The sequence below is a fragment of the Candidatus Poribacteria bacterium genome (assembly GCA_026702755.1).
In the GTDB taxonomy this organism is placed as follows: domain Bacteria; phylum Poribacteria; class WGA-4E; order WGA-4E; family WGA-3G; genus WGA-3G.
Genome location: JAPPBX010000017.1, coordinates 138,758 through 152,863, shown reverse-complemented (window position 1 = coordinate 152,863; position 14,106 = coordinate 138,758). Strand labels below are relative to the sequence as shown.

The 14,106-nt window shown below is 45.3% G+C and carries 8 protein-coding genes; all 8 read right to left on the bottom strand.

Translation table 11 applies throughout. The features are described from left to right. Positions 1-182 precede the first annotated feature (182 nt). Positions 183-3,545 (bottom strand): RNA polymerase sigma factor, encoded by a 3,363-nt coding sequence (locus OXH39_03510; protein MCY3549504.1) that lies wholly within the window; start codon positions 3,543-3,545, stop codon positions 183-185. Positions 3,546-3,983: 438 nt separating this feature from the next. Then, positions 3,984-5,837: a hypothetical protein gene (locus OXH39_03505; protein MCY3549503.1), complete on the bottom strand. Its 1,854-nt coding sequence runs from the start codon at positions 5,835-5,837 to the stop codon at positions 3,984-3,986. A 159-nt stretch (positions 5,838-5,996) separates the two neighbouring features. After that, a complete protein-coding gene (locus OXH39_03500) occupies positions 5,997-9,023 on the bottom strand; it encodes a sigma-70 family RNA polymerase sigma factor (GenBank protein ID MCY3549502.1) in 3,027 nt (1,008 codons plus the stop codon). Between the two features lie 616 nt (positions 9,024-9,639). Then, complete coding sequence (locus tag OXH39_03495; protein MCY3549501.1) at positions 9,640-10,968, bottom strand: RNA polymerase sigma factor; 1,329 nt, start codon at positions 10,966-10,968, stop codon at positions 9,640-9,642. After that, positions 10,949-11,155, bottom strand: coding sequence for a hypothetical protein (locus OXH39_03490; protein MCY3549500.1), 207 nt, complete (start codon positions 11,153-11,155; stop codon positions 10,949-10,951). Before OXH39_03490 ends, OXH39_03495 begins: the two co-directional genes overlap by 20 nt. Positions 11,156-11,223: 68 nt before the next feature. Beyond that, positions 11,224-11,736, bottom strand: coding sequence for a hypothetical protein (locus tag OXH39_03485; GenBank protein ID MCY3549499.1), 513 nt, complete (start codon positions 11,734-11,736; stop codon positions 11,224-11,226). A gap of 372 nt (positions 11,737-12,108) precedes the next feature. Further along, a complete protein-coding gene (locus OXH39_03480; GenBank protein ID MCY3549498.1) occupies positions 12,109-13,251 on the bottom strand; it encodes a hypothetical protein in 1,143 nt (380 codons plus the stop codon). A gap of 15 nt (positions 13,252-13,266) precedes the next feature. Continuing rightward, positions 13,267-14,106: a hypothetical protein gene (locus tag OXH39_03475; protein MCY3549497.1), complete on the bottom strand. Its 840-nt coding sequence runs from the start codon at positions 14,104-14,106 to the stop codon at positions 13,267-13,269.

The window sequence follows — 14,106 nt, the reverse complement described above, 5'->3', positions numbered from 1 at the left end:
TGAAATGTGCAAAACCTGTTAGTAGCAACTTGGGTTAATTTTAATCAGTTGGGTCAGGTGTGATTTCCCACAATAGCAGGGTGCCATCTCTACCACCACTCACCAGCATTTTACTGAAGGCGAGGCACTTGTGCCTCGCCTAACAACAAATCATCGCTATTCTCGGATTCAGTGTTATTCCACTATTCTCTGGAAATGCCGATGCCGTTTTGTTTCATGAGGTCGTGAAATTCACCGCCTGACTCGAAAGCTGAGTCATCATTGGTGAGTCGATTATAACGATGACCCAAATTAGAGATAATCCAAATGAGTTTACGTGATTCCTCATAGACTTGACCCCTTAGCAGAGAGAGGTCCGGATCTTTCGCGTGAAATTCGGCAAGCTCCTCAACCAATTTTAACATGTCAAGACGGAGATTAAGAGTTCGCGGAATTTCTTGACGCAAAAATGCGATTTTTTCCGCTGTTGGCGCATCAGGTTCTGGCTTTAAACCCAAAACATGCGCATCGGAGGGTAAGTCTAAACGGAGTAACCCAGCGACATCCGTGTTTAATTGACATCGCTTCGTGTGTACCACAGTCTTTAGAATGACTTGATTCTTGCGTTGCGGATCCGGATCTGTTATCTGGGCATAGTACCGTTCAATTTTCTTAGGAAACCAGACACCCGGCAGGTATTCGTGGTGATCTATTTTCCGTTTCTCTACATAGATATCACCGACTTTGAAGTGCTCCCATTCCACTGAACCCATCGGATTCTTAGCGATAAATGCTCTTTCCAATTGAACCAACCGGAAACCTTTGTTGTGAGAAACCCAGAGTTTAAGGGACTGCTTAGGTAAATTCAGTCGGATAACAGAAGTTTCTTCGCCGTTCAGTGATTCACTACCGAGAAGTTTACTTTCATGCTTTTCAAGGAGTTGCCAAAGCGGTTCGGTGAGATAAGCACTTGCATCTTCACTTCGGTAAGTAAGCCAATATCTCGGATCAAAGTCGGAAAGGATATTCTTCTGGTACCAAACACCATATTCGAGATGATGGAGATCATAAACCTTCAGAGTTGTATCTGCTTCCCATAAGATAAAATAGGATTTACCTGTCTGGTTCTCAATAAGCGTGTAACTATCCGGCTGTTCACTTGCGACGATGCGAACATCACCAGCAAGTTCAATACTTTGTTGCTTGAACGCCTGTCGAATTGCCTTGATGCCTGTCTTTTCTTCGTCAGGTGTAATCTCAACACTAAAGAGCAGCTTTTTGTATTTATATATCTCCCATTGCCGTTCTCCGTCGTAAATCTTTACCAGCGGCAACAGCTTTTTTATCAGCGGCAAATCCTTATCTAAGGTAGGAAAATCCCTTTTTTGTTCTACCCGGATTTTCTTCCCCTCAAACGTCAATGCATATTGCGTTTTCGCGATCCCTGAACCTATATGGTGCTCAATGACGAAGTCACCACTTGCTGACAGGATAGCACTATCATAGTGCTTCATCTTAGCGATGACCGTTTGTAGATCATGCGGCGCGGGATCATAGACTTGCTCATCAGATTCATATTGCGTCAGGATATCCGGTTTGGGCTTAGGGTTTAGCACACCACCTGCTGAACTCGGTTGACCCTCCCCATAATCGAAAACAGGTGTATCAGGAGGTAAACTCAGACTCAGGAACGCTGTAACACCAGTGTTTAACTGACACTGCTTCGTAAGAAGAACACTTTTGTAAATGAAATCCGCTTCATTTTGTTGTTCCGGTGATGCCTTTGGAACAGTAGACGACTCAATTTTCTTAGGAAACCAGACATCCGGCAGGTATTCGTGATGTTCAATTGTTCGGGTCCTGATATAAGTTACACCCTGTTTGAAGGGGCTCCATTCCGTCGGATTCTCTACGGTAAACGCTCGTTCTGACTTAACCAGTCGAAAACCTTTATCATGAGAAATCCAGAGTTTATAGGACTCAGCAGCTTTTTTAAAGTTTTCCGTGGACCAAGCAGGTATATTTAGACGAATAACGGATGTCTTTTCACCGTTTAATACCTCGCTCCCAATAATTTCACACTCATATTTTTCAAGCAAATGCCATAACGGTTCAGATAGATAGGAATTGTTTGAACCGAGGCTTGGAAAGGTAAGCCAAAATCTCGGATCATAGTTAGAAGGAACCAACCACTGAGGACGAACACTATATTCGAGATGATAATCATAAACTAACAGTGTCGTCTCTCCCTCCAACCAGAAAAAGTAAGTTGTTCCTGTCTCATTCTCAACAAGTGTAAAACTCTCTGGCTCGTCACCATCAATGAGGCTTACATCGTCTGCGAGGTCAATACCGTTATGCTTGAATGCTTGTCGAATCGACTCAAGCTCAGTTTTCTTCTTGCCGGGGACAATTTCAAATTCAAAAATCATCCTTCTGTTTTTTGCTCCCTCCCAGGAGCGTTCTCCATCCCAATACCCTATGATAGGCCATCCCTCTTCCTGCTCCATTTGGACTTTCTCACCTTCAAACATCAGTGTATATTCCTTTTTTCCAATTCCCGAATCTTGATGATGTTCCATGACGAAATGACCGGTTACGGAGATGACGGAATTATCGTAGTGCTTCATCTTCGTGATAATTGTCTCTATGTCAAGCGGAGCGGCGTTATTGACTTGCTGGTCAGATCCATTGTTTTTACCCTGCGCGTTGGCATTTCCAAATTGCGTTCGGTCATCCGGTTCGGATTCAAGATTCAGCACAACGGGGGCATCAATCAGTTCAACCTTCATCTCTGATGCAGCACTGAAACTGTAAGGTTTCTGGAAACGCGCTAAATATCGACTGCTTACACCCAACATCAACACCACCACCGCTAACGTGGAAACAGCAATCGCCCACGGCACGAGCGGCTTACTGCCAGAAGGTCCGGCAGGTTTCAGATGTGCGACTTCTCGCATGATATTATCGGTTAGGTTCGGGGATATCTGAAAATGGTCGAGTGCTTCTCTAATCATTGTCTCCTCCTTTTGTAAACGTTGTCTGGCACGTCTGAGACGACTTTTAATTGTGCTTGCCGACACGCCTAAAAATTGGCTGATCTCTTCAACCGTCATCTCACCAAGGTAGTGAAGTGCCATCACTGTGCGTTCGCTCTCTTTCAACTTCGCGAGCAGCTTCTTGACCACTTCGCGTTGTGATTCAGCTGCGGTGTTTGTCCGCTCTTCTACGACGTGTCGGGAATAAGCGTCTCTTTGTGGCATTGTTCTCTCTGCGTCCTCCAAAGGTTGTGTTTGTATCCGTTTTTTGCGGAGCCACGTGGCACATAAATTTGCCGTAATCACATAGAGCCACCCAGAAAACTGTTTCGGATGTTTCAGCGTCCGAAGTCCTTGGTACACTTTCAGGAAGACCTCTTGGGTAATGTCCTCGGCGATATGGAAATCTCCAATTTTTCGCCACGCCAATGTGTGAACCGGCTTTTGGTATCTTTTCACAAGTTCAGCAAAAGCGATTTCATCACCAGCGAGAATTCGCCGAATAAGTGCAACATCGTCATTTTTCATCAGGCACCTCCAGAAAGCGATAGTTTGATTCAGAACATATCAAACTATAGTGACGCAATTTAGGGGCAAAACGGTTGCTTAATTCTGAAAAAAGATAGAATTTTTGCGGAAAGGAGGAGAATAGGGGTAGGAAGGGCGATGCTTATCCTCCGATCACCTATAGTGACGCGACTTAGAAGTGAAACTGGTGCATAATTCTGCAAAAAACACAAACATTAGTGGATTTTAGAATTATAGTAAAACCTACAATTAATTAGACATTGTAGAAGGGCGAGGTTACAAACCTCGCCAGCGGTGGTGAGGTGTTTTGTGTTTTCCAAAGTGCCCTCTTATTTTCGGGTTTTACTATAATTGGACAAACTAAAGAGGCGAGGTTGGGAAACCTCGCCTACCGATAATTCTCACTGCGAAGCAAACTAATCTGGATTTTTTTCCAACTTATTGCATCTCTTGCATCTGGACCATTTGACCCATCATCGTCATCATTTGTATAAGCTGTTTGAAATCACCGAGATTAATGAACAGTTTCGCACCAATGCTGCTACTGTCCCGTTTTTTGGCAGAAAGACCGATACTGTAGTTCTCCGGCAGACTCATGAAGAGTCCCGCAATAAGTTGCATCCCCGCATTGTCTGGGTCCATACCGCCTAATATCGACGCAGAATTTTTAGCAGCGATAGTTGGGGAGATCGCAACGAAAATGTTGTTATCAGTCCCCAAATTCTCAACGAGTTTCTGATAACTCGGATGATCAGAAAACCTTTCCTCGTTTCCGAATCTTCTATCAAGTGCCATTTGAATTGATTCTGGACCCGTACCCGCTGAGAAAAGCAGCTGCCCCTCAGTGAACGCGTAAGACCAGTGCCATTCGGTCGGGATCAAACCAGAAATTTCTTCTGGCAACTCCACTGGAAGTGGCTCTTTGAGACTGGGAAAGACGTAACTTTTAATCTCAACGCGGTTATGCATTATTGATTTACCTGCATGAATGCCTTGATCATTGAGTTGTTCCAGAAATATCTCATCCATATAAACTTTAGCAGCGTGTTCATCTTTCAGTTCATAAATGAACAGATAATCCGGTGAAATGTTATCTCCAAAAGCGGCAGAAACACTGCATTGATCCACGAGAGATTCATGAAAATCTTTCACGTGTTCGAGGAGTGACTCCTGTTGCGCCTGCTGTTCTGGAGTTCTGTTTGGTAAAATAGGGAACCAGAGCCTACCCAATTCGCTCAGCAACCGTGGACAACCTTGAACGGCACCATTCGTAGCTGCGCGATTTGGGAGCTCATCGAGGAAAGCCAATTCATCAGACCTCTCTTCCAAGATTTCCAAAAATTCACTATCGCTTCCGAATCTTAGGAACGGCTTGATTTGAAGATTGGTTCCCTCTATTTCAATTCTGGTGCTTATAGACAGCAACTGCTCAATGAATTCTACTTGCTCTACGGGTAGATCATCGAGGAAGGATGCAACTGTCTTGGATGCGTCGTCTCCTTCCTTGAGGGTATCCGTGATGGATTCCAATGCTTCCCCAAGCGGAAGATCAAGGGTGGCAGTAAGGTTAGCAATATCAAAGCAGACTCCCACCTGATCGTCCTCTGCCAGAATGTCGGCAAGGAAAGTGCTGTAATTTGGGTTCTGTGTGATAGCCTGTCGCGCCCCATTATAGGTATCAATAACGTTTTCACAAGCCCCAGAGGGCATTGAAAAAACGAGGGTATCCCCTAAAATAGCAAAACTTTGGTTCCCTTTCGTGGTGTTCCAATAGGTTACGCTTTTATATTTCATGGGTGTGCTTCCTTCCGCTTCAAGTGCCCGTTTCATTACCCCAGGATCTGTCAGACGCATGAGTGCGGAGAGATGCAGTGGCTGCAAACTGGTAATAAAAATTGCGAAGTCTTGATTTAGATCCAATCCGATTTTTTCAAAATCGGTTAAACCTTCAAATTTATCCACGAAAATATCCGTCAAAAGTTCCGCCGGGAAGATATGCGCCAAGGCTTTCGCCGGTATCTCGAGTGCCTCGGATTCAGGGGCAAGTTCTGTTATCAGTGCGTTAATCCTATTATCCGCTTCCAGTATGTTGGGGCAGTAGACAATCCCCAAAGTCTCTTTCGGAATTAGGTTCAGGATACTGTTGTTCGGAACAACCGGTGTGTTTTCAAATTTTTGCGGCGGCGTATCTGTGGGTGTCTGTTCGGATTCTGCCACATTAAAACCGGCAAATAGAAGCGTTGTCAGAAGCACAAACGCGATGAAGGATGCGTGTAAACATTGCTTTTTCATTGTTTTCTCCTTAGGAGGGTGAGGTTTGTAAACACCTCCGCTCCATGTTTGGATGTTAAGTTTGGATGTTAATTTTTTGAGTAGGACTTACGCACTCCATGAGGGTAACTGTCTTATCCCATAGCAAGAGACGCGTTCCGGCTCAATTTCGCGTAAGTCCTATTGCGTTAATAAATCATTTTCTGTTTCGAGCGAGACGTGAAACATCCCGCGCTGTTCGGTAGCTACATAAAGTCTCTTACCATTGATAACAAGAGCAACAACACCATCTGGAACTTCCGGCGAGATTTTTTCCCATCTATTCCGACTGTTCAACCGGTAGACCCCAGCATCGCCAGCACCATAAACCTCCGTGCCTGCCACAGCCAAGCGATCTATGACAATGTGCGTTCCCACCTTATCGGTTATCGCGCGCCAATCTTCTCCAGTTTGCGATGCCAAAACACCTGCGTCCGTGGCGACATACACCGTTGAATTCGCGAAGACTATCTCATTGAAACGTATAAAACGGAGCGGTAAATTTGGAGTTAAGTCTCTCCATGTATCCCCGCCATCGAGTGATCGAAAAAGATGACCGTCGCGTTTCCCTACGTAGATCGTCTTCCCAGAAACCGCTAATTGGAATCCTCTGTCAAGTTCGTCATCATTCTGTTCACTGGCATCTATTAACCCCGTATGCACCCATTCTGGTTCGCCCGGTTTCCATTTGAAAAGTCCTCGTTTATATTCGAGGTAAAATGTATCTCCACTGACAGCAAATCCACCAGCCTCCGCCAATTCCTGATCTTCCTTCTCCTCTTGTAGTGCTTCAAGGAGATCGCTGAACATACCAGTTACCTTACCTGCTTTTTCGATGGTATTAGCGGTGTCATCTGCCATAACTTCTTCATACGCTTCGTCCTGCTCTGCCTCTTGTACATTTCTGGAAACATCTTTTCCCAAAACGGGCATGCCTGCAATTGAAGTTAGTGTGTAGCCGTCAACAGACATACGGAAAACGCGCAGTTTGCTTTTTTCCGGTGTAACAATGTAAAACACACCATCGGCAACCGCTAACTTTGGATGATGGACTCGATCTGTGAGGTTTTTCTTCTCTATCGGTTCAAGTGCAGAGACACTAAAATCAACAAAAACACGTTTCCAGGACTCCCCACCGTCAAACGATTTGACAACAGTTCTGCCGGTATTGGCGTAGAGACCATTTTTAAATTCCACTAAATCCAGTATTCTGGTCCCCACCGTATTTGCCATAAAGCGATGCCATGACGCGCCACCATCAATTGAACGTGTAGCACCGAAAGGGTCCACCTTGAAAAAGGTATTTTCGTTTACGGCCACAGCTGGAAATATACCTAATGTCATTGAATTCTCATTAAAGGCGAACTCTGTCCACGTTTGTCCGCGGTCGGTTGAACGAAATCCACCCATCCCAAGTGCCAAGAGCGTATCACCGACAGCCACGACTCTGATACCCAGTGATATTATTCTGGTAATAGATCTTTTTGTGGGCGTTATCTCAGTCCACGAATCTCCCAAATCAGTTGAGTGGAAAATCTCGTATGCCCCTTTATTGTTGATGAACATTTGTCCCAATATCTGTCCCATTGCCACGGGATCAATATCTTCATTGAATTCATAAAGATCCGGTCCTGTCCCTATATAGAGATTGTTTCCAGAAACCGCCAAGGACTGAACGGATTTGGTAGTCTCTACCGATAGTTTTTCCCACACGCCTGAACTGAGGCGATAGAGCCCTCGGTTCGTGCCAACAAATACAGTATCCTCAAGCGCAGTCAGTGCGAACATTTTTCCATCCAATGCCCCATCAGTTAGAGAAGTCCACTGCTTATCAGTATCCGTGTACCTGAAAACCCCTTTCTCTCGAAGCCCAAGATACAATGCCTTATCCGTCACCACTAAACCGACAGCAGATCCCTTCGGACGCACACCAACGGACTTCCATGTTTCGCCTCTATCGGTCGAGGCAAATACCTTATCAATGGAGACAAGATAGAGGACATCACCTCGCTCTGCCATCGGTATCAAGCCAGAAGGTTCAGAATTTGATGGATCGGTCGTCGGCACGGTGGTGTTAACAAGCGTCCACGCCTGAGCATCTGGACTCAACCTATAGATACCAATGGATGAGGCAGCATAGACATCTCCGCTGGAACTTGCCAGCAAACCCGATATCGCACCGCCTTCCGGTCCGCTTGCTTGTATCCACTGATGTTTCGTTGACGGTCGTACTTCTTTTTCTACCTGCGCTGCGCCAAGTGTAGCAGGTTCCGAAAGTTGCCGACCAGCACCGACATTCTTGCCAATGGTATCAAAACGCCCCGCTTGGTTCCGTAAATCGGGCTTTGCCTGTGTGTCAAGGACGATGGGCGCGTCAATAATTTCAATGGTGGTTTCCGATTCTGCGTCCACATTGTAGGGTCTCTGAAAGCGGGCGAGATATTCAGACCCTACTCCCATCATGAGGAAAATAACAATGGCTGTTGCAGCGGAGATTGCCCACGGCATTAACGGTTTACCACCAGACGGTGCAGCTGGTTTCATACGTGAAACCTCTCGCATGATGTTCTCCGTTAGATGTGGTGTGATTTTGAAATTTTCCAACGCCTCTCTTATGAGTGGTTCCTCTTTCCTTAAACGCTGCCTGGCACGCTGAAGACGACTCTTAATCGTATTTACGGATACACCTAAAAATTCACCGATTTCTGCAGCCGACATTTCGCTGAAATAATGCAGGGTCATTACTGTGCGTTCACTCTCTTGGAGTTTCGCAAGTAACTTTTTCACGACTTCACGCTGCACTTCCGCCGTTGTCCGCTCGTTTTCCTCAACAACATATCCCGAATATGTCGCTTTTTCTAACTGTGAGACACTCGTTTCCTCTAATGACTGCATCCGCAAACGCTTTTTCCGCAGCCAGGTACTACAGTTATTCGCGGCTATGACATAAAGCCAACCCGCAAAACGCTGCGGCTTCTTCAATGTCGCAAGTCTCTGGTACGCTTTCAGGAACGTATCTTGGGTAATCTCCTCAGCGGTGTGGAAATCACCAAGTTTCCGCCACACAAGTGCGTGAACCGGCTTTTCATATTTTTTCACAAGTTCACTGAAAGCATTATCATCACCATCAAGAATCTGCTGAATGAGTTGAACATCATTGTTTTTCATTTTTTTAATTTCCTTGCGGTTCGTTCAGGCAGGTATGATGAAATCGTTCCACGCCGTATACAGACCCGCCGCTTCATTCTAAGAATCACCTTCAATCACCCTATAGTGACGCTGCTTAGGAATGGAAAGGGTGCATAATTCTGAAAATATATTATACCACAGGCAGAATGTGAATTTCCGAATCAGTAAATCGGAACATAATTCTGACCCGACTACCCTACAGTGACGATGTTTAGGAATAAAAAGGGTGCATAATTCTGAAAAAAAATGGATAAATGGAATGCCTTTATAGTAAAATCCAAAAATATGTTTACAATTCGTCAGGGAACAAACACCTCACCGCCGCTGGTGAGGGTATTTTTGCTGGGGTGTTTCTTCGTAGTCTTTTCGCCTTTCTGCAATGTCTAATTAATTGTAGATTTTACGATATTTTCATAGTTTACCATAAATAAGGCAGGATGTACAGGAAAGTTTACCTTTTGGTGAGATCAGTGGAGAGAAAATGGTGGGACAAAAAAACTGATAATTGGGTAGATTAATTTGCAATAAATCTAATGAGAGATTCGGTAACGGGTGTAAGAGACCATTTACAATTTTCGTCATTTTTCTATCTTTTTTACTCAGCGTCCACAGAGATTTTTGCGAGAAAAGAATTGACCTTTTCTTCTCCACTGAACGAATTACCGGTAGCACCTAACTTAAAGCGTGTGCCTCCGTCAAAACGGTGCGTGATCCTCCCCGCTTTACCGGGGATGATCCCTGATGCCGAGGTGAGTACAACTTCAGGCATACCGTCCGTGGAAAATTCGATGTCGCTCGCGAACAGAATAAACGCACCAGCAGCCTCTGCGCTCCCAATCCAAAGATCAATCGTGAGTACACCACCATCTTTAAACGCTGTCGCGTCGATTTCAACGACGGTGTAATCTTGCGTGCCTGCCGCCGGTGTTCGCAAAATGCTCAAGACCTGCTGCGAAGGCTCTTCATCGTTGAGGACAACCTCCTTCGCCTGTGCTGAAAGAAACCTTGGCACATATTCCGGTTGATCTGTGTTCGGGGCAAGTCCACTGCTTTTACTGGGGGTTTCCATAGACTTCCCGAGTTGCGTCCGCACATCCGGTTTCGACGTGAGATCCAAGACAATAGGTGTGTCGATGAGTTCTATCGTCATCTCCGATGGCGCATCAAAATTGTAAGGCTGTTGGAAACGTGTTAGGTACTGATTGCTGGCTCCAAATGCCATCACAACGAGGACAAGCGTTGAAGCCGCAATCGCCCACGGTATAAATGGTTTACCAAAAGAAGGCGGTGTAGGATTCATACGGGAAATCTCTTGCATGATATTTTCGGTGAGATTCGCCCTAATTTGGAACCCTTCCAGTGCCTCTCGGATCATGGGTTCCGATTTCTTTAAGCGGTGTCGCGCGCGACGGAGCCGACTTTTAATCGTACTCGCCGACACACCTAAAAACTGACTAATCTCTTCAACGGTCATTTCTCCGAAGTAGTGGAGTGTGACGACGGTACGTTCACTCTCCCGTAGCCGGGCGAGCAATCTTTGGACGATGTCGCGCTGCGCGTCGGTCGCAGCTTTTTCCTGCTCCTCGGCGATATATTGAGAGTAGGTCATCTTTTCTATCAGTTCGGGGTCTGTGTCTTCAAACGATTGGGTCTGCATCCGTTTCTTTCTCAGCCACGCCTGGCATTGGCGTGAAGCAATTCTATAAAGCCACCCCGCAAAACGATGCGGATCCTTTAGTGTTGCCAGTTTTTTATAGACTTGCAAAAAGGTGTCCTGTGTAACCTCTTCAGCGATGTGGAAATCGCCTATCTTCCGCCACGCAAGCGCGTGGACATGCTTTTGGTATTTCCTTACCAAAGTAGCAAACGCGTTTTCATCGCCTATGAGACTGTCCTGAATCAGTTCAACATCGTCGTTCTTCATCTATGTGTTCTTTCTTATAGGCTTCAACAGCCTTGCCAATCGTAACCAAATTTTGTGTGCAGATTTCAATGTTTTTCTGGCTCTGTGCCTCGGTGAGATCTTCACTTGGCTTTTCCACCGGTGTATCTGCATTCGCAGAAGCCATTAGTAAACTCAGGATCATCGCCACAGTCAAAATTACTTTCATTTCAGTATTCTCCTTTTCAAATTTCTTATGAGATAGTATTGAGCGTTCCCCGCATCTACGGGACTTGACTATTCACGCGCTTCCAAAAATAGTTTCTGAAATTTAGCAACGACACCGCTTGCCACGTTTCCTAAATCATTCTTAGGAAATAGGTGCAAACCTGCTTGAGAATGTTCAATCAGGTTTACTGTGAGATCGTTAACGCGTTGCCAATTTGACACAGCAACATCCGGTTTGAGAATACTGTTATCAAAATAATCAATATACTGAACACAGGCAACAATATTACCGGTTTTTCGCCGATCTTCTCCAACTCGTGCTTCAACGAGAACGATGGATACCACATAGGATACACCTTTTTCAATCTCCAAAACAACACTTATATTTTCGGCTCTACTAAAGGCTTGAAGAAAATGTTCCTCTACTAAAGGTTTAAGTTCTTCGTCCCCTGCAATGTCAAGAAAGATTTTGATGTTCCCGGAATGTTCTGGAAATTCTTGGACAGGTATGCTTTCTAATGAGATTGCTATGAAACTTAGCATTACGCTAACTGCCAGAAAAAGTATCAAAAACCGTTTCATTTTGTTCCCCTTTGTCAATTTCGGCTATTCATTCGCGGTCTTATCCTTGAGTGCTTCTATTACAAGTCGTTCTAACTTCATCCCTCTGGCTTCGCGTGAGATGAGTGTGCCATCTCTATCAATAAGCCACGGTGCGGGAATGGAACGAATATGATACTGTTGGACGAGAGGACTTTTCCATTTTTGTCCGCTGAAAATTTGCCGCCAGTGGATGTCATTTTCCTTGAGGTAGTTGCGCAGTCTCGTTTACCTCCGAAGAATTAAACTTGGAGAATCCCTAAGAATGATAGTGGATCTGCAAGGTTGGACGAAAATCCATAGACCTTACGTCCAACCTGCTTATACATATCGTTCCACGCACCGCAATTTAAATCACTTGGCATCATAAATGAGCCAGATACCCTCTACTTTTCGCATCTTAACAGATACTTCTGGCGGATTTGAACCAGGCACTCTCAATCGGAAGTGAAATTCATCACCCACATATTCGCTGCTCAAAATCTCCATGTGACGCAATATTTGACTGAACTGAGTACGCATATCCTCTGTCAGGTTTTCAGTATCCATGTCAAATTCTTCTCTGGCATCCCCTGTTAGCATTGAGTTTATTATCTCCGAATCAAGATTCTTAAATGCTTCCACGAAAGTGTTCATCACATCTTCCGCAGATTGCTCTGAACGCGCCGATGACACTTTTTTCGGTTCTGGTTTCTGATCCGGTTCAACAGAGATTTTTGCCAAAAAAGCGTTGATACTCCCTTCTTCACTGAACCAACTGCCAGTACCGCCCAACTTAAAAACTTTCCCCCGGTTGAAACGATACTTGATTGTTCCCGTTTCACCGGAAGGCACATCCCATGCAGAGGCAAGCGCCCCGTGAGGCATACCTTCTGTGGGGAGTTCAGTATCACCAGCATAAAGATCAAATGACCCCGCAGGTTCAGCACTCCCTACTGATATATCAATCGTAAGCACACCACCATCTTTAAACGCTGTCGTATCAATTTCAACGACAGTATAATCTTGATAACCTCGTTTTGGGGTCCGAAAAATGCTGAGGCTTTCCTGTTCAAGCTTCTGGGGGGTGAGTACAACATTCAAACCACCAATAGGAACAGCATCTGAGTTATGGGACCCACCACTACCCGTTGATTGTGGTTCCGGGGTCTCCTCCGCGAATCCTGCAAGTTTTCCTGCTAACGATTCCTTGAGAAATGTAAGGTAGCCCCCTGCCCAGTCTCCAGAAAGCTCATTGACGGGCTGTCTGCCCATCAACTCAAGATCCGGTGAGAGAATCAAAGAATCCGAGGGTGAATGCTTCTTCCAACCTTTCATAATTGCCTGTGCTAAAGGATGCGTTTTGTCAAACGGCTTGAATCCTTGCTGCCGTCTCAGTGCCATGAATTCCTGCTTAAAAGGTGTGCGCTCTAATTCGACATTCGACACCCAAGTATTGATGAAATTTTCGTTCAAGAATTTGATGATACGGTCGTTTGAGAGGACAACTGCCCTCATAGTTTTGCCGCTCCCTCAGCAGGATTCATCCATCAAGGGTCCGTCTATAGAAATAGCGTGAATCGGTTTCTGTTGTGCTTGCACGATTTCCAAGACCTCGTCCGGCGGCACCCAATTAATTTCCTGCGATTTGTAGAAGCGCAGTGCTAAAGTATGTTCAGCAGCTTCTTGGGTAATAGATGTTCCAAATTCAACATTTTCCAGCGTATCTTGCAATCCAGAACGGAGTTCCACTTGCGAACAAAAGCCCGCACCTGCTGTGCGTCCATGGGATGTTGTCCGATTAAAATCAAAGTTTACCGGACCATCTGGGACACGCATCACGAAAAATGCGACGCTTTCTTTAACGCGATTGATCACAAGATGCCCGGCAAACTGGGAGGGTGTGAACCAGCCATCCTTAAAGACAAATTCTGCATGGATGCGAAACACAATATCGGCAAATTCATCATTGTAAGCACGTAAACATGCCCACAGCCCATAAGAATCTCCAACGTTAATATGCATATTTAAACTTGGATTAGGGTGCAGCTGCCGCAGCAACTCCAGTGCCCCATCTTGCTCGACCTTCCAGATTTCACCAACTGAAACCGGTTTATCTGGCAGGAAAGCATGAAAGACCAATACCGGATATTGCTTTTCCGGTTCAACAACTCGCATATTTGTCAAGGCATCCCAGTTCTTACCAGAATTGGAAACGGCATCTCCGATCGGGGCAATGAACCCTTTGACAGACACCTCTGAAGTGCCATCAAGACTAAGTGTAATTTTTTTGTTAGCTGCCGAATGGTCATCAGCATTCAGTTGTCCACCGATCACTACCAGAATGAGCAGTCCAATTGTTAAGATTTTCAT

Excerpts from the sequence above, each read along its gene's own strand:
- OXH39_03475 (MCY3549497.1), bottom strand. The coding sequence starts at position 14,106 with ATGAAAATCTTAACAATTGGACTGCTCATTCTGGTAGTGATCGGTGGA.
- OXH39_03480 (MCY3549498.1), bottom strand. The coding sequence starts at position 13,251 with ATGAGGGCAGTTGTCCTCTCAAACGACCGTATCATCAAATTCTTGAAC.
- OXH39_03490 (MCY3549500.1), bottom strand. The coding sequence starts at position 11,155 with ATGAAAGTAATTTTGACTGTGGCGATGATCCTGAGTTTACTAATGGCT.
- OXH39_03500 (MCY3549502.1), bottom strand. The coding sequence starts at position 9,023 with ATGAAAAACAATGATGTTCAACTCATTCAGCAGATTCTTGATGGTGAT.
- OXH39_03510 (MCY3549504.1), bottom strand. The coding sequence starts at position 3,545 with ATGAAAAATGACGATGTTGCACTTATTCGGCGAATTCTCGCTGGTGAT.
- OXH39_03505 (MCY3549503.1), bottom strand. The coding sequence starts at position 5,837 with ATGAAAAAGCAATGTTTACACGCATCCTTCATCGCGTTTGTGCTTCTG.
- OXH39_03485 (MCY3549499.1), bottom strand. The coding sequence starts at position 11,736 with ATGAAACGGTTTTTGATACTTTTTCTGGCAGTTAGCGTAATGCTAAGT.
- OXH39_03495 (MCY3549501.1), bottom strand. The coding sequence starts at position 10,968 with ATGAAGAACGACGATGTTGAACTGATTCAGGACAGTCTCATAGGCGAT.